The 25,065-nt window shown below is 70.2% G+C and carries 28 protein-coding genes; 10 read left to right on the top strand and 18 right to left on the bottom strand.

Translation table 11 applies throughout. From position 1 onward, the window contains the following. Window positions 1–35 precede the first annotated feature (35 nt). From AC6CCG_RS22605 to AC6CCG_RS22585, 5 genes are all read right to left on the bottom strand, one after another. The gene (locus AC6CCG_RS22605) at window positions 36–1,409 is read right to left on the bottom strand and encodes a phenylacetate--CoA ligase family protein (protein WP_496656946.1); all 1,374 of its coding nucleotides are present in this window, start codon (window positions 1,407–1,409) and stop codon (window positions 36–38) included. A 22-nt stretch (window positions 1,410–1,431) separates the two neighbouring features. Next, window positions 1,432–2,073, bottom strand: coding sequence for a TetR/AcrR family transcriptional regulator (locus AC6CCG_RS22600; RefSeq protein WP_496656945.1), 642 nt, complete (start codon window positions 2,071–2,073; stop codon window positions 1,432–1,434). Window positions 2,074–2,235: 162 nt separating this feature from the next. Continuing rightward, window positions 2,236–2,823 (bottom strand): SH3 domain-containing protein, encoded by a 588-nt coding sequence (locus AC6CCG_RS22595; protein ID WP_496656944.1) that lies wholly within the window; start codon window positions 2,821–2,823, stop codon window positions 2,236–2,238. A gap of 70 nt (window positions 2,824–2,893) precedes the next feature. Continuing rightward, complete coding sequence (locus tag AC6CCG_RS22590) at window positions 2,894–4,402, bottom strand: DHA2 family efflux MFS transporter permease subunit (protein WP_496656943.1); 1,509 nt, start codon at window positions 4,400–4,402, stop codon at window positions 2,894–2,896. Further along, window positions 4,363–4,953 carry a PadR family transcriptional regulator gene (locus AC6CCG_RS22585; protein ID WP_496656942.1) on the bottom strand — a complete coding sequence of 197 codons (591 nt, stop codon included), beginning with the start codon at window positions 4,951–4,953 and terminating at the stop codon, window positions 4,363–4,365. Before AC6CCG_RS22585 ends, AC6CCG_RS22590 begins: the two co-directional genes overlap by 40 nt. Here AC6CCG_RS22585 and AC6CCG_RS22580 point away from each other — a divergent pair. The 5 genes from AC6CCG_RS22580 to AC6CCG_RS22560 all read left to right on the top strand — a co-directional run bounded on the left by AC6CCG_RS22580 (window position 4,942) and on the right by AC6CCG_RS22560 (window position 8,598). Beyond that, entirely contained in the window at window positions 4,942–5,928 is a 987-nt protein-coding gene (locus AC6CCG_RS22580; protein WP_496656941.1) for a sigma factor-like helix-turn-helix DNA-binding protein, read from the top strand. The genes AC6CCG_RS22585 and AC6CCG_RS22580 overlap by 12 nt on opposite strands. A gap of 42 nt (window positions 5,929–5,970) precedes the next feature. Next, window positions 5,971–6,393, top strand: a complete 423-nt coding sequence (locus AC6CCG_RS22575) for a YybH family protein (RefSeq protein WP_496656939.1) — start codon at window positions 5,971–5,973, stop codon at window positions 6,391–6,393. Between the two features lie 95 nt (window positions 6,394–6,488). Then, complete coding sequence (locus AC6CCG_RS22570; protein ID WP_496656938.1) at window positions 6,489–7,307, top strand: LLM class flavin-dependent oxidoreductase; 819 nt, start codon at window positions 6,489–6,491, stop codon at window positions 7,305–7,307. An 86-nt stretch (window positions 7,308–7,393) separates the two neighbouring features. After that, on the top strand, window positions 7,394–8,197 hold the full coding sequence (locus AC6CCG_RS22565; protein WP_496656937.1) for an SDR family oxidoreductase: 804 nt from the start codon (window positions 7,394–7,396) through the stop codon (window positions 8,195–8,197). Beyond that, complete coding sequence (locus AC6CCG_RS22560) at window positions 8,194–8,598, top strand: hypothetical protein (RefSeq protein ID WP_496656936.1); 405 nt, start codon at window positions 8,194–8,196, stop codon at window positions 8,596–8,598. The genes AC6CCG_RS22565 and AC6CCG_RS22560 overlap by 4 nt, the downstream gene beginning before the upstream one ends. On the opposite strand, the gene AC6CCG_RS22555 is transcribed toward AC6CCG_RS22560, so the two are convergent. The 3 genes from AC6CCG_RS22555 to ctaC are packed head-to-tail and all read right to left on the bottom strand — an operon-like array spanning window position 8,592 to window position 11,634. Next, window positions 8,592–8,987 carry a cytochrome c oxidase subunit 4 gene (locus AC6CCG_RS22555; RefSeq protein WP_496656935.1) on the bottom strand — a complete coding sequence of 132 codons (396 nt, stop codon included), beginning with the start codon at window positions 8,985–8,987 and terminating at the stop codon, window positions 8,592–8,594. The two genes, AC6CCG_RS22560 and AC6CCG_RS22555, sit on opposite strands and share 7 nt — an antisense overlap. Next, a complete protein-coding gene (gene ctaD, locus AC6CCG_RS22550; RefSeq protein ID WP_496656934.1) occupies window positions 8,984–10,750 on the bottom strand; it encodes an aa3-type cytochrome oxidase subunit I in 1,767 nt (588 codons plus the stop codon). The genes AC6CCG_RS22555 and ctaD overlap by 4 nt, the downstream gene beginning before the upstream one ends. After that, window positions 10,747–11,634 (bottom strand): aa3-type cytochrome oxidase subunit II, encoded by an 888-nt coding sequence (ctaC, locus tag AC6CCG_RS22545; RefSeq protein ID WP_496656933.1) that lies wholly within the window; start codon window positions 11,632–11,634, stop codon window positions 10,747–10,749. The genes ctaD and ctaC overlap by 4 nt, the downstream gene beginning before the upstream one ends. Before the next feature lie 181 nt (window positions 11,635–11,815). Between ctaC and AC6CCG_RS22540 the strand changes: the two genes are divergently transcribed. Further along, window positions 11,816–12,958 carry a cysteine desulfurase family protein gene (locus tag AC6CCG_RS22540; RefSeq protein ID WP_496656931.1) on the top strand — a complete coding sequence of 381 codons (1,143 nt, stop codon included), beginning with the start codon at window positions 11,816–11,818 and terminating at the stop codon, window positions 12,956–12,958. Between the two features lie 13 nt (window positions 12,959–12,971). After that, window positions 12,972–13,193, top strand: coding sequence for a sulfurtransferase TusA family protein (locus AC6CCG_RS22535; RefSeq protein WP_496656930.1), 222 nt, complete (start codon window positions 12,972–12,974; stop codon window positions 13,191–13,193). 57 nt (window positions 13,194–13,250) lie between these two features. On the opposite strand, the gene AC6CCG_RS22530 is transcribed toward AC6CCG_RS22535, so the two are convergent. The 3 genes from AC6CCG_RS22530 to AC6CCG_RS22520 form a co-directional block, all read right to left on the bottom strand. Beyond that, window positions 13,251–13,862: a hypothetical protein gene (locus AC6CCG_RS22530; protein ID WP_496656929.1), complete on the bottom strand. Its 612-nt coding sequence runs from the start codon at window positions 13,860–13,862 to the stop codon at window positions 13,251–13,253. Between the two features lie 67 nt (window positions 13,863–13,929). Beyond that, window positions 13,930–14,292 carry a HesB/IscA family protein gene (locus AC6CCG_RS22525; protein ID WP_496656928.1) on the bottom strand — a complete coding sequence of 121 codons (363 nt, stop codon included), beginning with the start codon at window positions 14,290–14,292 and terminating at the stop codon, window positions 13,930–13,932. 87 nt (window positions 14,293–14,379) lie between these two features. After that, complete coding sequence (locus AC6CCG_RS22520; protein WP_496656927.1) at window positions 14,380–15,423, bottom strand: glycerate kinase; 1,044 nt, start codon at window positions 15,421–15,423, stop codon at window positions 14,380–14,382. A 126-nt stretch (window positions 15,424–15,549) separates the two neighbouring features. Here AC6CCG_RS22520 and nadA point away from each other — a divergent pair, with 126 nt between their 5' ends. Beyond that, window positions 15,550–16,719, top strand: a complete 1,170-nt coding sequence (nadA, locus tag AC6CCG_RS22515) for a quinolinate synthase NadA (RefSeq protein WP_496656926.1) — start codon at window positions 15,550–15,552, stop codon at window positions 16,717–16,719. 116 nt (window positions 16,720–16,835) lie between these two features. Here nadA and AC6CCG_RS22510 read toward each other — a convergent pair whose 3' ends face one another. The 6 genes from AC6CCG_RS22510 to AC6CCG_RS22485 all read right to left on the bottom strand — a co-directional run bounded on the left by AC6CCG_RS22510 (window position 16,836) and on the right by AC6CCG_RS22485 (window position 22,499). Continuing rightward, a complete protein-coding gene (locus tag AC6CCG_RS22510) occupies window positions 16,836–17,147 on the bottom strand; it encodes a hypothetical protein (protein ID WP_496656925.1) in 312 nt (103 codons plus the stop codon). An 81-nt stretch (window positions 17,148–17,228) separates the two neighbouring features. Beyond that, the gene (locus AC6CCG_RS22505) at window positions 17,229–17,669 is read right to left on the bottom strand and encodes a pyridoxamine 5'-phosphate oxidase family protein (RefSeq protein ID WP_496656924.1); all 441 of its coding nucleotides are present in this window, start codon (window positions 17,667–17,669) and stop codon (window positions 17,229–17,231) included. A 1,210-nt stretch (window positions 17,670–18,879) separates the two neighbouring features. Beyond that, the gene (locus AC6CCG_RS22500; RefSeq protein ID WP_496656923.1) at window positions 18,880–19,722 is read right to left on the bottom strand and encodes a collagen-like triple helix repeat-containing protein; all 843 of its coding nucleotides are present in this window, start codon (window positions 19,720–19,722) and stop codon (window positions 18,880–18,882) included. Between the two features lie 153 nt (window positions 19,723–19,875). Beyond that, window positions 19,876–21,231, bottom strand: coding sequence for an FAD-dependent oxidoreductase (locus tag AC6CCG_RS22495; protein ID WP_496656922.1), 1,356 nt, complete (start codon window positions 21,229–21,231; stop codon window positions 19,876–19,878). 135 nt (window positions 21,232–21,366) lie between these two features. Further along, the gene (pspAA, locus tag AC6CCG_RS22490; RefSeq protein ID WP_496656921.1) at window positions 21,367–21,648 is read right to left on the bottom strand and encodes a PspA-associated protein PspAA; all 282 of its coding nucleotides are present in this window, start codon (window positions 21,646–21,648) and stop codon (window positions 21,367–21,369) included. Continuing rightward, window positions 21,645–22,499, bottom strand: a complete 855-nt coding sequence (locus AC6CCG_RS22485; protein ID WP_496656920.1) for a PspA/IM30 family protein — start codon at window positions 22,497–22,499, stop codon at window positions 21,645–21,647. The genes pspAA and AC6CCG_RS22485 overlap by 4 nt, the downstream gene beginning before the upstream one ends. 244 nt (window positions 22,500–22,743) lie before the next feature. Here AC6CCG_RS22485 and AC6CCG_RS22480 point away from each other — a divergent pair, with 244 nt between their 5' ends. Continuing rightward, window positions 22,744–23,310, top strand: coding sequence for a DUF3043 domain-containing protein (locus AC6CCG_RS22480; RefSeq protein ID WP_496656919.1), 567 nt, complete (start codon window positions 22,744–22,746; stop codon window positions 23,308–23,310). Window positions 23,311–23,317: 7 nt separating this feature from the next. Next, on the top strand, window positions 23,318–24,436 hold the full coding sequence (locus tag AC6CCG_RS22475) for a GntR family transcriptional regulator (RefSeq protein WP_496656918.1): 1,119 nt from the start codon (window positions 23,318–23,320) through the stop codon (window positions 24,434–24,436). Between the two features lie 475 nt (window positions 24,437–24,911). Here the strand turns inward: AC6CCG_RS22475 and AC6CCG_RS22470 are convergent. Then, on the bottom strand, window positions 24,912–25,065 hold a 154-nt coding region (locus AC6CCG_RS22470), incomplete at its 5' end, for an integrase core domain-containing protein (protein ID WP_496657434.1).

The raw sequence follows: 25,065 nt of genomic DNA, 5'->3' as shown, positions 1-25,065 counted from the left end.
GTCTGGTGCCCTCGAAGTTCCACGTTGAGTCCCGATCACGCTGACAGGGCGACGATCCGGCGGACTTTGCCGCCGGTGGTGCGTTCCGGCGGTTCGGCGGCCCGTTCGAGGGCGACCCCGGTGACACCCTGGTCGGCCAGCAGCCGGTCCAGCCCCGCCCGGGCCGACTGCCAGACCTGCTCCGGATCGGCGCCCTCGTGCGGTTGCAGCCGGAGCCGCAGCACGGCCGGCGCGGTCTGGATCACCTGGTAGCGGTCCAGGCCCGGAACGCGGTCGAGCAGCGTACCGAAGAGCATCGGGGACAGCTCCGACGTCGCTCCGGGACCGGCCGGGAAGGCCAGCAGGTCGGCGGAGCGGCCCTGGACCCGGATCGCCGGCAGCGGACTGCCGCACGGGCACGGATCCGGCCGCAGCACGACGCTGTCGCCGAGGTCGTACCGCAGGAAGGGCTGCACCCGGTTGGCCAGGTTGCTGATCAACACCGTGTGCGACGGCTCGCCGGGCGGCACCGGCCGGTGGTCGGCGTCGACCGGCTCGAGAATCGCCCAATCGGCGTTGACGTGATACCAGTGTTCGGCGCAGCCCGTGCTCAGGAAGTAGCACTCCGTCGACCCGTAGACGGACCGGGTGCGCGCCCCGAACGCCGCCTCGATCCGGTTCCGGGCCTGGTCGGTGACGGTCTCGCCGCCGGGCAGCACCAGAACCGGGTCGATCCTCAGCCGGCCCGCCTCCTGCTCCGCGGCGAGCATGATCATCGAGCTGAGGAAGCCGCCCAACACCGCCGGACGGTACGCGTTCAGGTCCGCGACCAGTTCCGGCAGCGGCCGCTGCACGGAGAACATCCGCATCATCCGGGCCAGCCGCGGGTGCTCCCGGGCGAGCCGGGCCGTCGAGGCGTATGTGTAGAAGTGCCCGGGCGGCGCCGCGACCAGCGCCGTCCGGCCGCCGCGGGCCAACAGGCGCAGCACGTCGCGCGGGCCCAGGTCGGAGTTGGACCGACGGCCGAGTCCGAAGATCACCCGGGAACTGCGCTCGTCCAGGACGAACAGCCCCCGCACCCCGCTGGTGCCCGACGTGGTCGCGACCAGATGCCCGGCGTCCGTGAACGGCAGCCCGGCCCGCTCCGGATCGGCGACGAACTCCTCCACCTTGGCCCGGGTCACGGCAGGATCGGTGACGGCCTCGTCGAAGTTCGCCATCAGCAGCTTCTTGTCGGTCACCGGCAGCAGGGTCGGGTCGGTCACCCGGTCCGGCAGGTCGCGGTAGAGCTCCCGATAGAACGGCGCGTCGGCGCGGGCGTGGGCGACCGCGTCGGCCAGCCGTTCCCGCTGCCGGCGCAGGATCCCCGCCGGCCCCTCCCGCAAGGCCCTCGCGGCGTCCCGGGTCAACGCCCGCACACTCTCGACCATGATCAACTTCTCCTTCGCGCGTTCACGGGGGATCGTCGTTCAACGAGGCGTCGACGCCGAGCAACCCGTGGGCGACGACGTCGCGGGCCCGCAGCATCGCCTGCCAGCCCTCATCCCTGGTGTGGCCGGACCGGATGCTGACCAGCGCCGCCTGATACATGGCCCCGAACAGGGCTCCGGTCATCGCCGCAGCGGTGACCTCGTCCAGCTCGTCCGGGTACGCCGCACGCAGCGCCTCGGCCTGCCGCTGCTGCAGCTCCTGGAGCAGCGTCGCCAGCGTCGCCTGCAACGCGGGCGTCGTCATGATCAACTGGTTCAGCCGGGCCCGCTCGGAGCGGTCCCGCGGTGGTGCCAGGTACGGCAGCACCCGGAGCTCGAAGTCGTCCAGGATCCGACTCAGCAACGCTCCCGGACGCTCGCCGGGCCGCCGGTCCGCGATCACGCCGAGCAGCGCCTCGTCGTACAGCCCGGGCCGGTCGAAGATCACCTCGCCCTTGCTGTGGAAGTAGTTGAAGAAGGTCTTCGGGTCGACGTCGGCGGCGGCCGCGATCTGGGCCACCGTCGTGCTCTCGTACCCCTGCTCCAGGAACAGCCGGACAGCGGCGTCGACGATCCGTTCCCTGGTCAGGCGCTTCTTCCGGTCCCGCCGCGACTCCGTCTCCATGTCCCTCCTTCTAACTTCCATTCACTAGAATAATCGTCTTGCTGGAGAAGTGTGCATGGGGTGAGCAAGATCTCCCTGCTCCGGACAGACCAAAGCCGCCGCGCCCCGAAGTGCGCGACGGCCGGTCCTCTCACTCAGAGACTGCCTCCCGGCAGGCTCAGCTCAGGCGCAGGGCACCCAGTTCGTCGCCGGGGTGTTCAGCCGCTTCACGTACGCGGCGGTCACCCAGCTCTTGTCGGTCAGCTGGTACCAGGTGAAGTTGGTGCCGACCCCTGCGGTCGACTTCACGTAGCAGACGACAGCGACCCTCGTGCCCGACGACAGGGTGCCGAGCTTGACGTCGTTGAAGTGCGGACCCTGACGCCGGTTGACCGCCGCGGTGGTGCGGCCGTCCCCGTGCTCGGTGTCGTCGGACGGGCAGTACTTCGGTGCCGTGCCGATGTTGGTGACGTAGCGCGCCGCCACCCAGCCCTTGCCGTTGCTCAGCCTGTACCAGAGCCGGTTGCCGCCGACCGAGGTGCCAGGCACCTTGCACGCGATCGTGATCGTCGTCCCCTTGGCCACGGTGCCCTTGTTGCTGGTGTGCGTGGACGGCGCCGACCTGATCGTGAGTCCCCCGTTGGCGGTGACCTTCCCCTTGTACGTGGTCGCCGCCTCCGCCGATCCGGCCGTCAACGCCATCGTCGCCACTGCGACACCGCTCGCCAGAGCGAGGGCCGCAACGCGCCGGATCACCCCTGAAACCCGCATCGTTCCTCCTTGGTGTGGAATCCTCCCTTGCCTCCACTACGCCGGTACGGGAACGACGGTTGCACCGGGTTCAGGAATTTTCGCGGACCAGGTGACGCGGCGTGGCGAAGAACATCGAGGCCAAGAAGGCCAGCAGGATCACGCCGGCGGGCAGCAGCAGCGCGTCGGCCATCGCGGCGGCGAAGCCGGCCCGGAGCGGCTCGGGCAGCTGGCTCGCCGTTTCCGCCATGCCCCCGTGGCCGCCGGCCGCCTGGGGCAGGTGCGCGACGAGCCGGCTCTGCATCAGCGCGGCGATGCCGGCCGAACCGAGCACCGACCCCACCTGCCGGGTCGTGTTGTAGACGCCCGCACCCGCACCGGCCCGCTGCGGCGGCAGGTTCCGGGTCGCCGACGTGCCGAGCGGTGACCACATGAACGAACTGCCGAGGCCGAGCAGCGTGATCGGCAGCAACAGCTGCCAGAGCGGGGCACCGGGCACCATCACCCGGCTCAGCCAGACCAGCGCCACGGCGACGGTGAACGTACCGAAACCGGCCAGGTAGCGCGGATGCATCCGGTCGGTCAGCCGCCCGACGAAGCGGGCCAGCACGATCGACATCACCGCCATCGGCACCATCAGCAGCGCGCTCTGGGTGGGCGTGAAGCCGAGCACCGACTGGGTGTACAGCATCAGCGGGAAGCCCATCGCCGTGACGGCGAACCCGACCGCTCCGATGCCGAGATTGGCCAGCGAGAAGTTGCGGTCGGCGAACAGTCCGAGCGGCACCAGCGGTTCGCCGGACTGCTTCGCCTGCCAGAGCACGAATCCCACCAGCACCAGCACACCGGCGATGATCAACGACCAGACCGAGATCGGCCCGATGATCATGCCCCAGTGGTACGTCTGCCCCTCCTGGATCCCGAACACCAGGCAGAACATGCCGACCGCGCTGAGCACGACGCCGATCAGATCGAACCGGTGCCGGTGCGTCTCCAGCCGCGGCACCAGCCGGCCGGCCAGCACGAACCCGACCACACCGACCGGCACGTTGACGAAGAAGATCCATTGCCAGCCCGGCCCGTCGATCAACAGGCCGCCGGCGATCGGGCCCACCAGCGTGGCGATCCCGGCCACCGCTCCCCACAGGCTCATCGCGCGACCGCGCTGGTCGGCCGGGAAGATCCTGGTGATCACCGCCATCGTCTGCGGCGTCATCATCGACGCGCCGAGGCCCTGCAACACCCGGGCGACGATCAACTGCTCGATGGTCCCGGTCAGCCCGCACCAGAGCGAGGCCAGCGTGAACACGACCAGGCCCGCCTGATAGAGATTCTTCGGTCCGAACCGGTCGCCCAGCCGCCCGGTGATCAACAACGGCACCGCGTACGCGAGCAGGTAGGCACTGGTCACCCAGACCACCAGGTTCACGTCGGCGTCGAAGTGCCGCATGATCACCGGGGTGGCGACCGAGACGATGGTCGAGTCGACCAAGATCATGAAGAAGCCGAGCACCAGGGCCCAGAGGGCGCGCCACGGCTTCGCCTCCGAGCCGCCAGGATCTACTGTCGGCGCAGGTCGTGTATCGGATAGTTCGGCCATTCCAAGTCCTTGCTCTTGATGCGTTCGATCAGGCTGCCGACCCAGTCCAACTCGGCCTGTTTGGTGTGCAGCAGGTACTTCCAGGAGAGCCAGTACACCTCCGGCACGGCACTGACACCGGCACCGTCGAGGGCCTCGGTGATCTCGGCCAGGTCGGTGGCGAGGGCCGCGGCGTACTCGCTGAGAAGGTCGATCACCTGCTCGCGGGGCAGGTTGTGCGCCTCGTCGAGGGCGATCAGGAACTGGGGATACTCGTTCACCGGTGCCCGCAGCATCTCCGTCACTCGGGCCTGCAGCCGCCGCAGCCCGGCCTCGGTCAGTGCGTAGCGGGTCCGCTCCGGGCGGTTGCCGGCTCGGTCGATTCCGGTGGTCCGGATCAACTCGGCCTCGGCCAGTCGCTCGACCGTGTGATACAGGGAGCCGGGCCGGACCTTGACCAGCCGATCCTCGCCGCGCTCGACCAGCGTCTGGAACATCTCGTACGGATGCATCTCGCGCTCGGCCAGCAGCGCCAGCAGCATCACGGCCAGCGGAGTCAGTTGCCTGCTCATGACCCTCCCATACCCCGTACCAAATATTCCAAGTGGAATATATGCCGCCCGGCGGTCGAAGACAAACCGCCCGGCCCGGTAGCGTCGAGGCGTGGAGCAGCCCGACGATCAGACGGCGACCTCGAACGGCTGCGCGGCCGGCTGTTCGGGCTGGCGTACCGGCTGCTCGGACAGGACGCCGAGGACGCGGTCCAGGACACCTACCTGCGCTGGGCCGCCGCCGACCACGGAGCGATCCAGCATCCGACCGCGTGGCTGGACCGGGTGCTGACCAACCTCTGCCTGACCCGGTTGGGCTCGGCCGCGCACCGGCACGAATACGCCGGGCCGTGGCTGCCGGAGCCGGTGCTGACCGAGGCCGACCCGGCGACCGACGCCGAGCGCCGGCAGGCCGTCGGCTACGCCAGCCTGGTCCTGCTGGAGCGGCTGAGCCCGGTCGAGCGTGCCGTCTACGTCCTGCGCACGGCCTTCGGGTACGGGCACCGGGAGCTGGCCGCGCTGCTCGGGCTGACCGAGGAGGCCTCCCGGCAGCACCACCGAAGGGCCCGGCAACGGATCGACGGCGGGCCTCGGTTCGACGCCGACCCGCTTCAGCAGCGCCGACTGCTGCAGACCCTGCTCGCCGCGGCCGAGAACGGTGACCTGCCCGGGCTGGAACGACTGCTGGCCGAGGACGTCGTGTCCCGCGCGGACGGCGGCGGCAAGGTCAGGGCGGCCCGCCGGGAGGTGGTCGGCCGGTCCAACGTCGCCGCGTACTTCGGCAAGGGCCTGCGCCGGTTCGGGGCCGGCTTCGACCTGCGGTTCGCCGAACTGAACGGGCAGCCCGGTCTCGTCGCGTACGCCGGCGACACGCTCGTTGCCGCCGTCCTGCTCGACTCGGTCGACGGTCTGGTGCGGGAGCTCCATCTGGTGGTCAACCCGGACAAGCTCCGCTACCTGGGCGGGCAGCTGGCCCAGCTCCCGGCCGCGGACTGAAGCCGGCTGTCACATCCCCGGCCGCCCGTTCGTCCCTCAGGTATGACTGCACCGGAGATCGAGGCGCTGCTGGACCGCCGCGGCCGCGCCGCCTGGGACAAGGACCTGGACGGTCTGATGGCCGTCTTCGCGCCGGAGATCGTCTACTTCGACATCGTGCCGCCGCTGCGCTACTCCGGCACCGCCGCCCTGCGCGACCGGTTCGCCGACTGGTTCAGCCGCTGGCAGGGGCCGATCGGCCAGCAGGTCAGCGAGTTGGAGGTGCTGGCGAGCCGCGACGTCGCCGCCGCTCACATGCTGGTCCGGGCCGGCGGCACGCTGCTGAACGGGCGCGAGGTCGACTACTTCGTCCGGGTCAGCGACAGCCTGCGCCGCTCCCCCACCGGCTGGCTGATCACCCACGAACACGTTTCCGTACCGGTCGATCTCGCAACCGGCCGAGCCGTGATCGATGGGCGTCCCTGACCGCTGCCGTGGTTGATCGGCTGTCCGATTCGGGATGATCGGTTCGTTGGGAGGACAACCGGGCCGGACAGGCCCCCCCAACGAGGAGAACCACGATGGACGATCAGGCCAAGCCCGCGACCAGGACCTTCCGGTTCGGAGTCGTCGCTCCGATCACCTCCGATCTGGCGACCTGGCGAGACCGGGTCCGCCGCATCGCCGGCCACGGGTATTCGACCCTGCTGATGCCCGACGTACCCACCTGGCAACCGGCCCTCGGTCCCACCCTGGCCACCGCGGCGGCGCTCACCGACCTGCGGATCGGGTCCTGGGTCTACGCCGCTGCGCTGCACCAACCGTCGGACCTGGCGTGGGAGGCCCACTCCCTCTCGGTGCTCAGCGAGGGCCGCTTCGAGATGGGCCTCGGGGCCGGTAGGCCCGGCATCGAGGTCGAACTGGGGCAGCCTGCCGTCTCCGTGGCCGAACGTCGCGCGCGCATGCGCGAGGCCGTCGCCGCCCTGCGGGCCTTCGACGGACCGGACCTGCACACACCGGTCGTCATGGCGGTCAGCGGACCGAAGTCGCAGGACCTGGCCCTCGAACTGGCCGACGCCGTCACCTTCGTCCTCCCCGCCGACGACGATCGGGCCGAAACCACCCTCCGGGTCCGGGAGTTCGGTGCCCGCGGGGACCTCGAACTCGCCCAGCACATCGCGGCCGTCGGCGACGGCGTGGCACCGTTCATGGCGCCACCGACCCTCGACACGGCGGCGCTCCGAGAGGCGGACTCGCTGGTCATCCTCCCGAGCGACCCGGCGGCCGCCGCCGAGGAGATCCAACGGCGCCGCGAGGAGATCGGCTTCTCCTACTTCGTCATCGGCGCCGACTTCGCCGACGCCCTCGCGCCGGTCGTCGCCCGGTTGGCCGGCCAGTAGGCCGAATCCCGCTCCCACCCCCGGCGCGCCGGACAGGACAGGCAGGGTGCGTGTCACGAACGGGGTCCGGATCTGGTCTTACCTGCGTGACGAACGAGACCGTGGTGGTGACCGGTGGGACCGGAGAGGTCGGGCGGCTGGTGGTTCGGCGGCTCCGGGAGCAGGGGCGGGCGGTTCGGGTGGTGAGCCGGCGGCCGCGGCCGGTGTCGGACACCGGGGGCTATGCGTGGGCGGTGGCTGACCTGGTCAGCGGGGCCGGACTGCCGGACGCGTTGGCCGGGGCGGCGACGGTGGTGCACTGTGCCGGACGGCCGCGGGCGGGCGAGGACGTCGAGGCGGTACGGAAGCTGACCGCGGCCGCGCGAGCGGCCGGGATCGGGCACCTGGTGGACGTGTCCATCGTCGGGGTCGACACGATCCCGTTCGGCTACTACGCGGGCAAGCTGGCGATCGAGCGGACGATCGCGGACTCCGGGCTGCCGTACACGATCCTGCGCGCCACCCAGTTCCACGAGTTGCTCCGCACCGTCCTGGCGCTGGCGGCCAGGCTGCCCGTGCTGCCGGCGCTCGACCTGCCGTTCCAGCCGATCGCCGCGGCGGTCGTGGCGGACCGGCTGGCCGAGCTGGCGACCGGGGCGCCGGCCGGCCGGGTCGGCGACCTGGCGGGACCGGAGGTGGTGCGGTTCCAGGAACTGGCCCGGCGCTACCTGGCGTTCACCGAGCGGCGCCGGCCGCTGCTGCCGGTCCGGCTGCCCGGTGCCGCGTTCGCGGCCTTCCGGCGCGGTGATCATCTCGCCCCCGACCGGGCCGCCCCTGGGCCGCGGTTCGATGATCATCTGGCGGCGGTCCCCGAACCGCGGTCGACCCGCTACGGCGGAGGTGCCCGATGAGGTACGCGATCCGTACCGTGTTGTTGATCTTGGGGGTCGGCCAGGGCGCCGGGGCTCTGGTTCAGCTGTTCGCCCCGCTCGCCTTCTACGAGGACGGCCCGTGGGTCGCGGCCCTGCCGCCGTACAACGAACATCTGATGCGCGACGTCGGCGCGGCCACGCTGGGTTGGGTGATGTTGATCTTCGTCGCGGCGGTCACGCTACGCCCGGTCCTGGTCCGGCTCGCGGTGGCGGCGAACCTGCTCTTCACGGTGCCGCACTTCATCTTCCACACAACGCATCTGGGCGGCCACAGCCATCAGGCTGCGACCGCCCAGGTGATCGTCTTCGGGTTGGGAATCCTGCTGCCACTGCTCGCCTTGGTCCTGCACGAGCAGCAGCTCAAGCGCTCCGCTCAGTGAGCGTGGTCACCGCGGTAGAACTCGTACACCAGGCCGGTGCAGGTGATGATCCCGACGCCGAAGCCCAAGATCATCAGCCACCAGCCGAACACCGGGCCGAGCACGATCAGCACCAGGGTCAGCGCCACGTAGAGCGGCCAGATGCTCGACGGCGGGAAGAAGCCCAGCTCCCCCGCGCCCTCGGCGATCTCGCCGTCCTTCTTGTCCTCGGGCCGCTGCTCCATCCGGCGCGCGATCAGGCCGAGGTAGCCGGTGATCATCAGCGCCAGGAAGAAGCACAGCGTCAGGGCCGCGGTGCCGGTCGGGTCACCGCTCATCAGGAAGTAGATGGGGGTGACGATCAGGAGGAAGATCGCCAGGATCGCGAAGATCCACGCCTCGGTCTTCATCGGCCTTCCTTCCCATCCTGGTCGGCTCGCTGTTCCAGCACCTCGACCCGACCCTTGTCCTCACCGGCGTCGGTCCCGGCCTTGAGCAGCCGGCCGTCCTCGGTGGCGTTGTCCTCGTACTCCTCGAGCGCCAGCTCCGGATGGTGCAGGTCGAAGGCGGGCGCCTCGGACCGGATCCGCGGCAGCGAGACGAAGTTGTGCCGCGGCGGCGGGCAGGAGGTCGCCCACTCGAGCGACCGGCCCCAGCCCCACGGGTCGTCCACGCCGACCAGCGGCGCGCGCCGCGACTTCCAGACGTTGTAGAGGAACGGCAGGATCGACGCGCCGAGCAGGAAGGCACCGGCCGACGAGACCTGGTTGAGGATCGTGAAGCCCTCGGTCGGCAGGTAGTCGGCGTAGCGCCGCGGCATGCCCTCGGCACCCAGCCAGTGCTGCACCAGGAAGGTGGTGTGGAAGCCGATGAACAGCAGCCAGAAGTGGATCTTGCCCAGCGTCTCGTCCAGCATCCGCCCGGTGAACTTCGGCCACCAGTAGTAGAAGCCGGCGAACATCGCGAACACGACGGTGCCGAACACCACGTAGTGGAAGTGCGCCACCACGAAGTACGAGTCGGACAACTGGAAGTCCAGCGGCGGGCTGGCCAGGATGATGCCGGTCAGGCCGCCGAACAGGAAGGTGGTCAGGAAGCCGATCGCCCACAGCATCGGGGTGTCGAAGCTGACGCTGCCGCCCCACATGGTGCCGATCCAGTTGAAGAACTTCATGCCGGTCGGCACCGCGATCAGGAACGTCATGAACGAGAAGAACGGCAGGTTCACCGCTCCGGTCACGAACATGTGGTGCGCCCACACCGCGATCGACAGCGCGGCGATCGACAGCGTCGCGATCACCAGGCCGACGTAGCCGAAGACGGGCTTGCGGCTGAACACCGGCAGGATCTCGGTGATGATGCCGAAGAACGGCAACGCGATGATGTACACCTCGGGGTGTCCGAAGAACCAGAACAGGTGCTGCCACAGCATCGGCCCGCCGGTGGCCGGATCGAAGACCAGGGCACCGAGCGACCGGTCCGCCTCCAGCAACAGCAGCGCCGCGGCCAGGATCGGGAACGCGATCAGCACCAGGATCGAGGTGACCAGGATGTTCCAGCAGAAGATCGGCAGCCGGAACATGGTCATGCCCGGGGCCCGCATGCACAGGATCGTCGTGATGAAGTTCACCGCGCCGAGGATGGTGCCGAGGCCGGCCAGGTAGAGGCCCATGATCCACAGGTCGCCGCCGACGCCCGGGGAGTTGATCGCGTCACTCAGCGGCGCGTACGCGAACCAGCCGAAGCTCGCCGCGCCGCCCGGGGTGAGGAAGCCGGACACCGTGATCAGGCCGCCGAACAGATACAGCCAGTACGACAGCATGTTCAGCCGCGGGAACGCGACGTCCGGGGACCCGATCTGCAGCGGCATGATCGCGTTGGCGAAGCCGGCGAACAGCGGCGTCGCGAACAGCAGCAGCATGATCGTGCCGTGCATGGTGAAGAACTGGTTGAACGTCTCGTGGGAGACGTACTGCAGCCCCGGGAAGGCGAGCTCGGCCCGGATCGCCAACGCCAGCAGGCCGGCGAAGCCGAAGAACACCATCGAGGTGATGAAGTACAGATTGCCGATCACCTTGTGATCGGTCGTGGTCAGCCAGGACCACGAGATCGTGCCGAGCCGGCGTCGTGCCGGTGAGATCTCGGCGTCGACGGTCCGTTCCGCCGTCGTCATCGCGCGCCTCCTGCTTCCGGAATGGCCGGGCCGTTCTTGTTGGCCGACTCGTTGCCCAGGGCCTCGCCGATGTTGCCGCGCTCGGCCAGCCCCTTCAGGTACGCGTTGTACTCGGCCTCGCTGACCACGTGCACGTTGAAGATCATCGCCGAGTGGTACGTACCGCAGAGCTCGGCGCACTTGCCGGCGTAGACGCCCTCGCGGGTCGGCGTCACGTCGAAGCTGCTCGTCCGGCCCGGGATCACGTCGCGCTTGAACGCGAAGGACGGGATCCAGAACGAGTGGATGACGTCCGGCGAGCTGAGCTCGAACCGGACCGACTGGCCGACCGGGAGGTAGAGGTCCGGCGAGTGGTTGACCGTACCGGCCTCCCAGACGTTCTCACCCACCGCCGGGTTCTCGGCCTCGTTGTAGTTGAAGGTCCAGGACCACTTCTGGCCGACCACCTTGACCACGTGGTCCGGCTTCTGGACCGGCGCCAGCACCTGGTCCTGGGCCAGCACGGTGTAGTAGAAGAGCACACCGATCACCACGAACGGGGCGATCGAGTAGAAGATCTCCATCGGCAGGTTGTAGCGCTTCTGCTTCGGGGCGTCCGCGTTGCGCCGGCGATACCGGACGGCCGCGTAGATGATCAAGCCCCAGACACCGACCCCGACCACGCCGGCGGCGATCCAGGTGCCGATCCACAGATCGTGCATCACCGGAGCGCGGTCGCTCGCCATCACCGGGTAACCCAGCCGGGCCAGGTCCTCGACGCTCTCACAGCCGGTCAGCGCCACCAGCCCGAGGGCGGAGAGCGCGAGCAGCGCACGCCGAGCGGCCGTCCCGGGGCGTCCTACGTGACGTCCTACTGGGGCAGGCCTGTTGCCAGTGCCACGCACATCGCGCCCTTTCACTTCGACAACTCCGTGTTCTTCTGCCGATCTCGGGCCGTCGGGAAGCACCCGCCGGCGCGCTGGTGACACGTCACCAGTCGGACCTCACCCTAACGCAGATCCTCCGGCCCGAAGCGCCGGGGCGCGGGTGCGCTGCGCCACGCTTTCCGGGGGTAGGTTTACGCCCGTGACCGGACCGAATCCGACGGTCTTTCTGGACGCCTCGACGGCCGAGCCGCTGCTGCCGGAGGCCAGGCAGGCCTGGCTCGCCGCGCAGGACTCCGGCTGGGGCGATCCGCTCCGGTTGCACCGGCCGGGACGGCTGGCCGCGCAGGCCCTGGACCGGGCCCGCGAGCTGGTCGCCGGGGCGGTCGGCGCCCGGCCGGACGAGGTCGTCTTCACCGGCCCGGGACCGCAGGCCGCGACGGCGGCCATCGACGGTCTGGCCCTGGGCCGGCGCCGGGTCGGCCGGACCATGATCACGTCGACGATCGAGCACTCGACCGTGCTGGCGGCGACCGCGGCCGCCGGCGAAGCGGTACGGGTCGAGGTGGACCAGACCGGCCGGATCGACCCGGCGGCCTGGACGAGCGCCGTCGCCCGGCCCGACGTCGCCGCCGCGGTGCTCCAGGTGGCCAATCACGAGGTCGGCACCCTGCAGCCGTACGCCGAGGCGGCCGAGGCCTGCCGGGCCGCCGACGTGCCGCTGGTGCTGGACGCGACGGCGGCCCTGGGCCGGATCGACCTCAGCGCAGCCGGACCCTGGTCGATCATGGTCGGTTCGGCCGCCGCGTTCGGCGGTCCGGCGTCGGTCGGTTTCATGATCATCCGGCGCGGCACCCGCTGGCGGGCACCCTTCTCCGTGGACGACTACCAGGACGGCCGCTGGCCCGGACCGCCGGATGTGCCGGCGATCGTCGCCGCCGTCACCGCCCTGCACCGTTGGCTGGAGCAGCCCGAGCCGGCGGCCCGCCAGTTCGCCTTGATCGACCGGATCCGGACCGAGGTGGCGGCGCGGATCAGCGATGTCGAGGTGGTCGGCGATCCGGTCCGCCGGGTGCCGCACCTGCTCACGTTCTCGGTCCTGTACGTCGACGGCGAGACGCTGACCCTGGAACTGGACCGGGCCGGGATCGCCGTGGCCAGCGGGTCGGCCTGCAGCGCCTCCTCGGAGACCCCGTCGCATGTGCTCGCCGCGATGGGCGCCCTCACCCACGGCAACGTACGGATCGGGCTGACCCGGTCCACCACCGAGGCCGACGTCGACCGGCTGATCACCGCGCTGCCGCCGATCGTCGACCAGGTCCGGTCCCGGCTGGGTGCGCCATGATCACCAGGAGATCATGATCATGGAAGAACTCGACTGCCTCGGCCTGAAGTGCCCTCGCCCGATCATCGAGCTGGCCCGCCGGATCGAGACCCTGGCCGACGGCGAGCAGATCCTGATCATGGCCGACGACCCGGCGGCCGGGCCGGACCTCCTGGCCTGGTGCCGGATGCGCGGCCACGACCTGATCAGCAGCGACCCGCCGCGCTTCGTGATCATGAAGTGCGCGCGATCATGAGCCGCCGACGTCAGCCCTCGAATCGGTCGGCGTAGGCCTTTCCGCGCTTCGGCAAGCTCAGTGCGCGTTCGACAGCAGGGCCTCGAGCTCGGCGGCGCGGCGGAGGTCCTTGGGCCGGCCGACCGCGCGCCGCATCTCGATCAGGTCGTCCGCCCGGAGATAGCCGGCGGACCAACCGTCCGGGCTCTCCAGTCGCAGCGCCCGGCCGAGGTAGTCCTCGACCCGTAGCGAACCCCAGGGCAGGGCCGGCGTGCAGGCGTCGCCGGTCGCACCGGGAGCCTCGAAGGTCACCTTCGGCAGCAGGAACGAGTCGGGCCCGCAGGGCACCGGGTGCCCGTCGTCGTCGGCCAGCTCGGCGCCCGCCGTCGCGAACCCGGCCGCCAGCGCCGGCGCGTGCCGCGGATCGCCGTCCCAGAGCAGGTCCAGGTCGCCGGTCAATTCCGCCGATCCGTGCAGAATCCCGGCCACCTGGCCGATGATCACCACCGGCGCGCCGGCCCGGTGCAGCGAGGCCAGCAGCGGGCGCGGGTCGTAGCCGAGCGCGCCGTCGGTGGCCAGCGTGCCGACCACGTCATCGGCGTCGTCGTGGGTCCGCCCGGTCGGCGTCCGGCCACGGACGGCCTCGGCCGTCCGGCTCACGGCCCGCTCGAGGAGTTGGTACGGCGTCATCGATTCCCGTCCGCAGATGCAACATCGCCGCCCGGATTGCCCGGACGGCGATGAAGATGATGTCAGATCAGTGGAAGCTGTCGCCACAGGCGCAGGAGCCGGTGGCGTTCGGGTTGTCGATGGTGAAGCCCTGCTTCTCGATGGTGTCGACGAAGTCGATCGTGGCGCCCATCAGGTACGGGGCGCTCATCCGGTCGGTCACCACGCTGACGCCCTCGTACGACTTCACGACGTCGCCGTCCAGCTGCCGCTCGTCGAAGAACAACTGGTACCGCAGGCCCGAGCAGCCGCCCGGCTGAACCGCGATCCGCAGCGCCAGGTCGTCGCGACCCTCGCCCTCCAGCAACGCCTTCACCTTGCTCGCTGCCTCGTTGGTGAGCACCACACCGTCGGTGGTCGGGGCCTCGGTCAGCTGGTCGGTCGCCGCCATCTCTGTCTCCAAATCCTGGACGAATTACGCCTACAACCGGGCCAACCCCCTACAGGGCGGATGTATTCCCGGCCGGTTTCAGTGTAGTCACCACCGCCAGGACCGAGCGACCCGCCGAACCACCGCGGACAGCTCGGCCGGCTCGATCCCGTCGGTCACCGGGGCGTCGGCCGCCGAGGCCCGTACCGGATAGGCGGACTCGATGCCGAGCGTCCGCATCTCGCGCCCGCCGATCAGGACCTCCCCGGCGATCACCACCGCCGGGCAGAGCGACCGCTCGGCCACCCGGGCGGCGGTCGCGACCACCTCGCCGCCGCGCTCGGCGAAGTCGAAGACACCACAGCCGGAGACGACCAGGTCCAACCGGCGTTCCGGTACGGACTCCAGCGAGAGCTCGGGACCGGTGACCAGGCGTCCGCCGAGCGCCAGCACGGCGAGCGCCGCGCCGCCGCAGGCCCCCGCTCCGGCGGTGTCCGCGACGCCGAGCAGCCCGGCCCAGCGCTCCAGCGTCGCGTCGGTGCGCAGGAGCCGCTCCGGGTCGACCGCGCTACCGCGCCGGACCGAGGTGATGCCGCGCAGCCCGAGCAGTTGCTGGTCGGCCTGGTCGGCCGGGATCACGCCGATCACCTCGGCGTCGCCGATCAGCTCCCGTACCCGGCCGAGGGCGACGGCGCCGACCCCGTCCAGCCCGGCCACGCCACCGTCCAGCGGCACGTCCGCGGTCGCCCCGAGGCCCGCCAGCAGGCCGGCGCCGCCGTCGTGAGCGAGTGCCCCGGCGGCGCAGTCGATCACCAGTCGCCTCGGCCGGGGCCGTGCGCGCAGGGCCGTCGCGGTCACCTCGCCCAGCGCCAGCGTGCTGGCCTGGTACGGAATTCCTCGGTCTTCGCCGGGCGCCGGGACCTCCAGCCCGGCCACCGCCGCGTCCTCCCCGGCCGCCCACCAGGCCGGCGTCGCACCGGCCATTCCGGTGATCAGCTCGGCCCCGATCAGGTCGGCGTACGCCCGCCCGAAACCGGCCCCGGCGCCACCCGCCGGAACGACCGTCGAACCCGGCCAGCCCTCGGCGAGCACCCGGCCGGCCTCGGCCGAGCTGAGCATGCCGATCCGGTCGGTGATCACGAGCACCTGCATGCGCCGATGCTGTCACGACCGGGCGCGGGCCTCGACGCCGGTCGGCCCTCGCCGGGCCCGGTGATCTTCATCTCGCTCACCGTTCTCGGCCCAGGGCTGGAGTGGCGGCGGAGTTAGGGTGTGCGAATGGCGATCACCAGCCCGCTCCCGCTTTTCGTGCTGGGCAGCGGCACCGATCCTGACACCGAACGCGGCGTCGAGTGCCCCGGCGAACTGCCGCCCGCGTCCGACCCGGACCTGGTCGAACGGGCCCGCCGGGCCAAGGAGAAGCTGGGCGACCGGCTCTTCATCCTCGGCCACCACTACCAGCGGGACGAGGTGATCCAGTTTGCCGACGTCACCGGCGACTCGTTCAAGCTGGCCCGCGACGCCGCGGCACGGCCCGAGGCGGAATACATCGTGTTCTGCGGCGTGCACTTCATGGCCGAGTCGGCCGACATCCTGACGGGTGAGGACCAGCGGGTGATCCTGCCGGACCTGGCGGCGGGCTGCTCGATGGCCGACATGGCCCGGCTGGCCCAGGTCGAGGACGCCTGGGACGTGCTCGCCGACGCGGGCGTCGCCGACCTGACGGTCCCGGTGACGTACATGAACTCCTCGGCCGACATCAAGTCCTTCTGCGGCCGCAACGGCGGCGTCGTCTGCACCTCGTCCAACGCGAAGCGGGTGCTCGAGTGGGCGTACCAGCAGGGCGAGAAGGTGCTCTTCCTGCCGGACCAGCACCTGGGCCGCAACACGGCGGTCCTGCAACTCGGGTATGAGCTCGACGACTGCGTCGTCTACGACCCGCGGCAGCCGAACGGCGGGCTCACCCGGCAGCAGCTCCGCGACGCCAAGATGATCTTGTGGCGCGGCCACTGCTCGGTGCACGGCCGGTTCACCCCGGAGGCGGTCGACGAGGCCCGGGCCCGGATCCCCGGCGTCCAGGTGCTGGTGCACCCGGAGTGCCAGCACGAGGTGGTGCTCAAGGCCGACCTGATCGGGTCGACCGAGTTCATCATCAAGACGATCGAGGCGGCCGAGCCGGGCACCAAGTGGGTGATCGGCACCGAGCTCAACCTGGTCCAGCGGCTGGCCAAGGCCCATCCGGAGCTGGAGATCTCGTTCCTGGAGCGGAACGTCTGCTACTGCGCGACGATGAACCGGATCGACCTGCCGCACCTGGTGCAGTCGCTGGAGAACCTGGTCGAGGGCCGCGTGGTCAACCAGATCCAGGTGGACGCCGACACCGAGCGGTACGCGAAGCAGGCCTTGCAGCGGATGCTCGACCTGCCGGGCGATTCCGCCCAGGACTGACCGTCCGCCAGGCCTCGCACCGAGCCGGACGACATCGAGCGGGCACCCACCGCTGGACGTACGACGCTGTCGCCCGAGGCCGGTGCCCGCTCGATGGGGCTCGTGCGGCGCGGCGGTCAGCCGCGGCGCCGCAACACGGCGATGAGAATCGCGCCGACGCCCACCGCGGCGGTAGCGCCGACCAGAACGGCACGCCGCAGAGGCGACCAGTCGTCCACCTCGTCGGCGCCCTGGCCGGCCTGAGCGGCGGGCCTCGTGGTGCCCGCCTCGGGGCCGTCCAGCCAGTCCTCGGACTCGTCCTCCGGTTCCCCGAACATCGCCTCCTCGGCGGACTGGTCGTCCGGTTCGAGGTCGTCCAGCTCGAGGGCATCCTCGTTCGGCGGACGCCGCTCGTCGTACAGCTCGTCCGGATCCCAGTCGTCCAGCATCGTGCCTACCCCCTCACCCTGTAGTCACTGTCACGTTCGGCGGGCCCGCTGAGTTCCGGTAACGGCGGTGTGGCCAGGGACTCAGCCGGAGGCGAGCGGGATCACGGTCCGCTGGCCGGAGGCCGATCCGCCGTTGTCGCCGGTGGCGTGGCCGGTGAGCAACTGGATCCGGATCCGGACGAGCTCGGTGCCGGCGGTCGAGCCGAACCAGGTCCGCAGGCCAAGGTCGGCCAACGACTCCTGTTCGGCCGTACCCTCCACCCGGAGCGCCTCGCCGACCGCGACGACCGACCAGCCGACCGCGGTCTCGGGGTCGACGGCATCGGCCTCGAAGGCCACCACACTGCGGTGTACGGCTGCGGCGAGCCGGCCGCCGTCGTCGGCCCGGAAGACGATGTCGTCGCCGCGGACCCGGTGGTTCACCACGGCGATCGCGGGCAGGGCCTGGTCGGTGTAGACGACACGGCCCACCGGAGTGGAGGCGAGCAGCCGGCGGCACTGCGCTTCGGACAGACTGTCCACGCGTCCCCCTTCGACCATGTCCCTGATCATGAACCGCTGCGGGGCGGCACCCAAGGGCCGAAAGTCCCCCTGCGGACGACGACGGACCTGACGTTCGCCCGGCGGCCGAACCACGGAGCCGGGCCGACGCTCGCCCCCACCAACGCCGGGCCGCGGCGCTCCCTGACACCCGACGCCGGGGTCAAACCTGTCACTCCCCGTGTCGCCGGAACCCCCTCCGACGATTCGACAGTGCACCGCTCGTTGCCCGGCCCGTTGGCGGCGGCCCGGCTCCAGGGACCACTTTCGACCGGCCCTCGAGGCACCGCCACTGCCGTTCGGCCCGCCGGCTCGGGACGTTCGGACCTACCGTCCGGGGCTGCCGGACCGGGACCGTCCGCTGCGGCCGGATCCCGCGGACCGACCAGAACTGCTGGACCAGGCGGACCAACCGGGACCTCGGGCTATGCGGACCGACCAGGACCGCCGGATTATGCGGACCGACTGGGACTGCCAGACCAGGCGGACCAACCGAGAACCGCCGGACCATGCGGACCGACCAGGACCGCCGGATCATGCGGACCGACTGGGACTGCCAGACCAGGCGGACCAACCGAGAACCGCCGGACCATGCGGACCGACCAGGACCGCCGCACAATGCGGACCGCTCAAGACCACCGGACCCCGCAGGACCAGCGCACGCCCGCGCCCGACCAGGACTGCCAGACCGCGCGGACCGACCACGACCGCCAGGCCACCCGGACCGACCACGCCCACCAGACCCACCCGGACCGGCCACGACCACCCGAACCACGCGGACCGACCGGGACTGCGGATCAGGCGGACCGACCGGGACTGCCAGACCAGGTGGACCGACCGAGAACCTCCGGACCAGGCGGACCGACCGAGAACCGCCGCACAATGCGGACCGCTCAAGATCACCGGACCCCGCGGACCATGCAGGACCACCCGCACCCGCACCCGCGCCCGACCAGGACTGCCAGACCACCCGGACCGACCACGGCCGCCGGACCCACTCGGACCGACCACGACCGCCAGGCCAGCCGGACCGTCCGGGACCACCGCACCACGCGGACCGTCCAGGACGACCGCGCCACGCGGACAGGTCGGACCCGTCGGACCGGTCGCCGGAAGCTGAACGCAGTAAGGCCCGCCGCCGGACCTCGGTGGGTCCGACGACGGGCCGCGACGCTGGGGTGCTCGCGCCGAATTACTGCTGCGGCGGGTGCTGCCCCGGATCGCCCGGGTACCCGCCCTGGCCCGGATCGGTCCCGTAACCGCCCTGGCCGGGATCACCCGCATACCCGGTCTGGCCCGGATCGCCGACGTAGCCGGTCTGGTCCGCCGGCCCGGCGGCGCGTGCCGGCTGCTCCGGCGCGTTCTGGGGCGGAGCCGCCAACTGCTCGGACAGGTTCTGCAGCCAGCCCTCCCACCGCTGCTGCATCGGCCGGATCAGGCCACCGCCGACGCCGACGATGATCACGCCGCCGATGGTGCCGAGCACCGTGATCAACACCGGCGTGGTGACCGTGGTCGCGACACCGAGCTGGTTCACCGCCGCGATGGCACCGAGCGCGATCACGAGGCCGTACACGAGATTGGCCAGCAGGTTGGCGAACGACCGGCCGCTGAGCACGGAGAGCACGAGGTCCTTCAGCACCTTGGCGACAGCCGCGGCGATGACGACCAGGATGATCGCAACGATCACCCTCGGCAGGAACGTGATGATCGTCGTGAGCAGCTGCTCGACCGGATTCGGGCCGAATGCACTGAACGCGAACTGCAACGCGATCAACAACACGAAGTAGTAGACGATCTTGACGATCAATCCGCCGACGTCGATATTCGCCCGTGCGACGAACTGCTTGAGTCCGGCCTTCTCCAGCAGATTCCCGAAGCCGATCTTGGTCAGCAGGAGGCCGACCAGCTTGGACAGCCCCTTCGCAATGAGCCATCCGATCAGCAGAATGATCAGGAATCCGAGCAACCGTGGCACGAAAGTGACCACAGCTGATAGTCCGTCCCCCAAGGCACGGACGAGCGCGTCGAGCATCGATTTCTCCCTTCACCTGCGACCGGGGATGGTTCGTCGGAAGGTTGGCGCGCCACACTCGCGAATGAACCATCCCCGAGTCGGCCGACAATAATCGATATTGGAACTGTGATCAGATTCGGTTCCCGACATTGCCGCTTTAGGGAAATTCTGTCAAGTGTCGCGGCCGCCGTTGATCATGGCTTTTCGGGAAACAACCTTGGTACGCTGACGTCCGGACGCTTCTCCAAGGGAGATCTCATAGGCGTCCAGCCGGTCCCACTCGGCCAGCGTCGTGAAGTCGATCTTCTTCGCTCGCAGCAGTTCCACGATCGCTTCCGGGGCCGGCGAGTCCGGCTCCGGCAACACGTCAAGATCAGCCAGCAGCGAGCCGACGGTCTCCGCGGCGTCCGACTTCGTATGGCCGATCAGCCCGACCGGGCCGCGCCGGATCCAGCCGGTCGCGTAGAGCCCCGGCACCACCTCGTGATCAAGATCGACGACCCGGCCGGCCGCGTCCGGGATGACGGCCCCGGCGTCGTCGAACGGAACATCCGGCAATGGCGTCGACCTGTACCCGATCGCGCGATACACCGCCTGGACAAGGCAATCCCGGTACTCGCCGGTGAAGTTGATCTTGCCGTCCGGACCGGACTCGGTGCGCTCGGTGCGAAGGGTCTCGACCCGTCCGTCGCCGAGCAGAGCGACCGGCGCCGCCCGGAAGTGCAGGTGGATCCGCCGCGGCGCCCCGGTCGGCTCCCGGCCCACCCAGTCGAGCAGCGTACGCACCACGGTCCGGCGCTGCCGGCTGCGCTTGATCGCCTCCTCCTCGGCCGCCGAGACCTCGGCGCCGACCGGGTCGACGATCACGTCGACACTCGGCGACTCCGCCAGCTCACGCAGTTCCAGCGGGGTGAACTTCGCAGCGGCCGGCCCTCGGCGGGCGAACAGGTGGATGTCCCGGGCGGCGTTTCCGGCCAGGCTCCGGGCCACGTTGTCGGGAATCTCGGTGGTCAGCTGCTCGGCGACCGGCTTGGCGAGCATCCGGGCCACGTCCAGCGCGACGTTGCCCGCCCCCAGCACGGCGACCGTCCGCGCCGTCAGCGGCCAGTCCCGCGGCACGTCCGGGTGGCCGTTGTACCAGGCGACGAAGTCGGAGCCGCCGTAGCTGCCCGGGAGGTCGATCCCCGGGATCACCAGCGGCCGGTCCTCCGCCGCCCCGGTCGCGATGACGACCGCGTGATAGCACTGCCGCAGTTCGGCCAGCTTCAGGTCACTGCCGTACTCGACGTTGCCGAAGAACCGGAGCTCCGGAGCCGCCAGCGCCGCCCGCAGCGCGACCACGACCTCCTTGATCCGCTGGTGGTCCGGTGCGGTGCCGTACCGGACCAGCCCGTACGGGGTCGGCAGCCGGTCGAACAGGTCGACCAGCACCCGCACCCCGTGCTCCGGTCCCGCCGCCGCCAGCCCCGCCGCAGCGTAGATCCCGGCCGGCCCCGCACCCACGATCGCCACCCGCACCGTCCGCACCCGTACCTCCAAATTAGGAAACGCTCTTCTTGCGTAATCCTAGCCGGTCGGTTTTTCACGTATACGTGAAAACTGGCGCCTTACCAGAGAAACTTTCCTGGTAAAGCGCCAGCAATGGTGGTGCAGCGGGCCCGGTCAGCCGGGGATCAGGCCCTCTTCGGAGTCGTCCAGCAGCTGCCGTACCTCGTCGAGCGTCGCATCGGACGACGGCAGGATGAGGTCGGAATCGTGCAGTTCGTCGGCCGGCAGCTCGGAGCCGGAGCGGACCTTCTCCAGCAACTCGTGCAGGGCCGTGGCCAGCCGGTCGGCGTCGTTCGCGGAGACCGCCTGCTCGACCGCGTCGTCCAGGGAGTTCAGTTCGGCGAGCGCGTCTTCGGCGAGGCGCCACTGGCCCTCACCGAGGATTCGGACGATCATCGCAGGTCGCCCTGATTCGGCTGCTGCGGAGCCGGCTGGCCCAGCGTCGGGTCCGCTGCGGGCTGCGGAGCGGCCTGCTGCTGCGGAGCCGCCTGCTGCTGCGGGGCCGCGGCGGGCTGGCCCTCGATCGCCTGCGGGGCAGAGCTGCCGGCGCCGAGCGAGGCCTTCATCTGGGCGAGTTCGCTCTCCACGTCGGAGGTGGAGGCCAGCTGCTCCAGCTCCAGCGTGATGTCGTCCTTGGCGGTGCCGGTCGGGTCGTCCAGGGCACCGGAGGCCAGCAGCTCGTCGATCGCACCGGCCCGGGCCTGCATCTCCGCGGTCTTGTCCTCGGCCCGCTGGATCGCCATGCCGACGTCGCCCATCTCCTCGCTGATGCCGGAGAAGGCTTCGTTGATCCGGGTCTGCGCCTCTGCCGCCGAGTAGGTCGCCTTGATCGTCTCCTTGCGGGTCCGGAAGGAGTCGACCTTCGCCTGCAGCCGCTGGCTGGCGCGGGTCAGCTTCTCCTCCTCGCCCTGCAGCTGGGCGTGCTGGGTCTGCAGGTCCGCCATCTGCTGCTGGATCCCCGACCGCCGGGTCAGCGCCTCGCGGGCCAGATCCTCGCGACCGATCTGCAGCGCCTTCTGCGCCTGCTGGGTCAGCTTGTCGGCCTGGGTGCTGAGACCGTTGGCCTGCAGCTCCACCCGCTTTCGGCTGGTCGCGACATCGGCCACCCCGCGGCGCACCTTCTGCAGCAGCTCGAGCTGGCGCTGGTAGGAGTAGTCAAGGGTCTGACGCGGATCTTCCAACTTGTCCAAGGCCTTGTCGGTCTTGGCGCGAAAGATCAGCGAGATGCGCTGAAAGATGCCACTCATGACGAGAGCTGGTCCTTCCGATGGCGGATGTGCGGTCCCCGGCTTGGCTGAGGTTGACTGAACTGAGATCAACCCTATGCCCGCCATGGTAACGAGCCCACGGTGCCGGGCCGAAGAGTTTGGGCATTTGGGTTGCATCCCTGAGAGAATCGGTGACCTGGCAGGGCATGCGCCCTAGACCGAAGGACGCAGCCGCCCCGACGAGCCGCGTACCGAAGAGAGATCGAGAAGCCGAGAGGGACCCGTGGCACTGTTCCGCCGCCGTACCGAAGCCGCTCCGGAACCGGAGCAGCCGGAACCGACCCCGTCGCCGGCCGGTGGGCCGGCCAAGAAGGACCGCCCGACGCCGACGCGCAAGGAGGCCGAGGCCGCCCGGCGGCAACGGGTCGGCCGCAACCTGAACTCGAAGGAGGCCAAGCGGGAGGCCAGCCGCCGGTCCCGCGAGGAACGGCTCCGGGTGATGAACGAGCGGGAGGCCGCGCCGGAGAAGGTGCTGCTGCGCGACTACGTCGACTCCCGGTTCAACATCGGCGAGTTCGTTCTGCCGGCCCTGGTCGTGATCTTGGCCCTGACCTTCCTGAACACGGTGTTCCCGTTCGTCACCTACATCACCACGGTGTTGATGTACGTGTTCCTGCTGGTCGCCGTGATCGACGTGTTCCTGATGTGGCGCGGCTTCAAGAAGGTGCTGGCCGACCGGCTCCCGCGGGCGTCCACCCGGGGTCTGCTGATGTACGGCATGAACCGCTGCATCCAGATCCGCCGGTTCCGGATCCCGCCGCCCCGGGTCAAGCGCGGCGAAGGGTACTGACGCCAGCGTGAGCGCGCTCTACCGGCAGCTGTACGAGAAGCTCCGGGCCGACATCGAGCAGCACCGTATCGCCGTCGGCGACCGGCTGCCGCCCGAGTCCGAACTGGTCGAACTGCACCAGGTCAGTTCGATCACCATCAAGCGTGCGCTCGACCTGCTCCGCACCGACGGCTTCATCGTCCGGCGGCCCCGGCTCGGCACCTTCGTGATCAGCGACGTGCAGACCGCCGGGTTCGCCGAGCAGCCGGCCGGCGGCACCCGGCCGCTGATCGGTTGCGTGATCACGAACTTCGACGACACCTTCGGCACCAAGATCATCGGCGGCGCGATCGACGAGGCGCAGGACCGGGCGACGCTGGTGATCAACCGCAGCCTGGGCGACCAGAGCGCCGAGGACCGGCTGATCCGGGCGTTGGTCGACTCCGGCGCCAAGGCGATCATCCTCGAGCCGAGCTCGTCCGAGTTCGTACCGCCGGTGGTGCTGGAGTTGATCACCCGCTCGTTCCCGCTGGTGATCATCGACCGGCTGCTGGACGGCGTCCCGGTCTCCACCATCGCGTCGGACAACGTCGCCGGCGCCCGGGAGGCGACCGAGCACCTGATCGAGCTGGGTCACCGCCGGATCGGGCTGATCACCAGCGCCGGCCCGGTGTCCACCCTGGACGAGCGCCGGCGCGGCTTCCTGCTGGCGAACGCGACCGCGAGCGTCGACCACGACGAGCGCAACGAGTTCCGCGGCGTCGAGTCCACCCGGCCCTTCTCGGACACGCCGATCGAGGACGACATCGAGGCGCTGACCGAGTTCGTCGCGGCGCGACGCGACCTGACCGGCTTCGTCGTCTCCGAGTTCAACATCGCGCTGCTGCTCCGTGAGGCCTGCCGCCGGCTGGACCTGGAGATCCCCCGGCACCGCTCCGTGGTCTGCTTCGACCACCCGGACCTCTTCTTCGACCGAGCCGCCTTCCGCTTCACCCATGTCCGGCAAGATCAGGACGCCCTCGGCCGACGCTCCGTCGAGCAGGCCCTGGTCCAGATCGACGACCCGGGCGCGATCGGCAAGCACACCCTGCCGACCACCTTGGTCCCCGGCGATTCGACCCGGAAGCTCAGGACCCGCAAGAGCTGACGCGCTCTCAGTCGGACTCCGGTCCGTCGCCGTAGCTGCGCAGATCTCCGGGCTGGCACTCCAGAACCTCGCAGAGCTGCCAGAGTCGAGAACCGTACTGCCTTCGCGCGGCCGTCCTTGAGGATCCGGCAGGTTCGAAGAACGCACCTTGCGCCGCAGGCGGCAACCCGGCTCAGGTGGTGTCCGCCGGCCGAGGCCTAGGGGTGGCATCGAGTGGAGGCCTTGGGCCCGGAACCGGCGCGGCACGAGGCCATGTGGGTCCACTCGGCGCGACGTGGTCGACGGTCAGAACCGAGACGTGAGTCGGGGACTCGCGCGTCGGTCCGATGCGGCCGCAGCCGATCTCGAAGCTGCACCCCTCCCGCGAGGCCTACCGCTCACGCCGAGTGTGAGGTTACGCCCGGATGAAATCGGGCAGATTCATACGGTCGTAGCAACATTGGTTTTGAACCGTCACGGGTTTCGGGCCGGTCGGTTATTGGTGGGCCGGCTCTGGTTGGTGCACGGGTTGGAGCCGATCGTAGTGGGCTTGCTCGTGCTCTGCCGGTGGTCGGTAGCCCAGCCGGCTGTGGAGGCGGTCGTGGTTGTACCAGTCGACCCATTCCGCTGTCCGATACTCGGCCTCGGCG

This window comes from Microlunatus sp. YIM B11417 (assembly GCF_059617205.1).
Note: the sequence above shows the minus strand (reverse complement) of the source record. Positions and strands in the feature narration are given on the sequence as shown.

What these genes read in the sequence shown, in the direction of transcription:
- AC6CCG_RS22605 (WP_496656946.1), bottom strand. Translation starts at nt 1,409, where the DNA reads ATGGTCGAGAGTGTGCGGGCGTTGACCCGGGACGCCGCGAGGGCCTTG.
- AC6CCG_RS22600 (WP_496656945.1), bottom strand. Translation starts at nt 2,073, where the DNA reads ATGGAGACGGAGTCGCGGCGGGACCGGAAGAAGCGCCTGACCAGGGAA.
- AC6CCG_RS22595 (WP_496656944.1), bottom strand. Translation starts at nt 2,823, where the DNA reads ATGCGGGTTTCAGGGGTGATCCGGCGCGTTGCGGCCCTCGCTCTGGCG.
- AC6CCG_RS22590 (WP_496656943.1), bottom strand. Translation starts at nt 4,402, where the DNA reads ATGGCCGAACTATCCGATACACGACCTGCGCCGACAGTAGATCCTGGC.
- AC6CCG_RS22585 (WP_496656942.1), bottom strand. Translation starts at nt 4,953, where the DNA reads ATGAGCAGGCAACTGACTCCGCTGGCCGTGATGCTGCTGGCGCTGCTG.
- AC6CCG_RS22575 (WP_496656939.1), top strand. Translation starts at nt 5,971, where the DNA reads ATGACTGCACCGGAGATCGAGGCGCTGCTGGACCGCCGCGGCCGCGCC.
- AC6CCG_RS22570 (WP_496656938.1), top strand. Translation starts at nt 6,489, where the DNA reads ATGGACGATCAGGCCAAGCCCGCGACCAGGACCTTCCGGTTCGGAGTC.
- AC6CCG_RS22560 (WP_496656936.1), top strand. Translation starts at nt 8,194, where the DNA reads ATGAGGTACGCGATCCGTACCGTGTTGTTGATCTTGGGGGTCGGCCAG.
- AC6CCG_RS22555 (WP_496656935.1), bottom strand. Translation starts at nt 8,987, where the DNA reads ATGAAGACCGAGGCGTGGATCTTCGCGATCCTGGCGATCTTCCTCCTG.
- ctaD (WP_496656934.1), bottom strand. Translation starts at nt 10,750, where the DNA reads ATGACGACGGCGGAACGGACCGTCGACGCCGAGATCTCACCGGCACGA.
- AC6CCG_RS22535 (WP_496656930.1), top strand. Translation starts at nt 12,972, where the DNA reads ATGATCATGGAAGAACTCGACTGCCTCGGCCTGAAGTGCCCTCGCCCG.
- AC6CCG_RS22530 (WP_496656929.1), bottom strand. Translation starts at nt 13,862, where the DNA reads ATGACGCCGTACCAACTCCTCGAGCGGGCCGTGAGCCGGACGGCCGAG.
- AC6CCG_RS22525 (WP_496656928.1), bottom strand. Translation starts at nt 14,292, where the DNA reads ATGGCGGCGACCGACCAGCTGACCGAGGCCCCGACCACCGACGGTGTG.
- AC6CCG_RS22520 (WP_496656927.1), bottom strand. Translation starts at nt 15,423, where the DNA reads ATGCAGGTGCTCGTGATCACCGACCGGATCGGCATGCTCAGCTCGGCC.
- nadA (WP_496656926.1), top strand. Translation starts at nt 15,550, where the DNA reads ATGGCGATCACCAGCCCGCTCCCGCTTTTCGTGCTGGGCAGCGGCACC.
- AC6CCG_RS22510 (WP_496656925.1), bottom strand. Translation starts at nt 17,147, where the DNA reads ATGCTGGACGACTGGGATCCGGACGAGCTGTACGACGAGCGGCGTCCG.
- AC6CCG_RS22500 (WP_496656923.1), bottom strand. Translation starts at nt 19,722, where the DNA reads ATGCTCGACGCGCTCGTCCGTGCCTTGGGGGACGGACTATCAGCTGTG.
- pspAA (WP_496656921.1), bottom strand. Translation starts at nt 21,648, where the DNA reads ATGATCGTCCGAATCCTCGGTGAGGGCCAGTGGCGCCTCGCCGAAGAC.
- AC6CCG_RS22485 (WP_496656920.1), bottom strand. Translation starts at nt 22,499, where the DNA reads ATGAGTGGCATCTTTCAGCGCATCTCGCTGATCTTTCGCGCCAAGACC.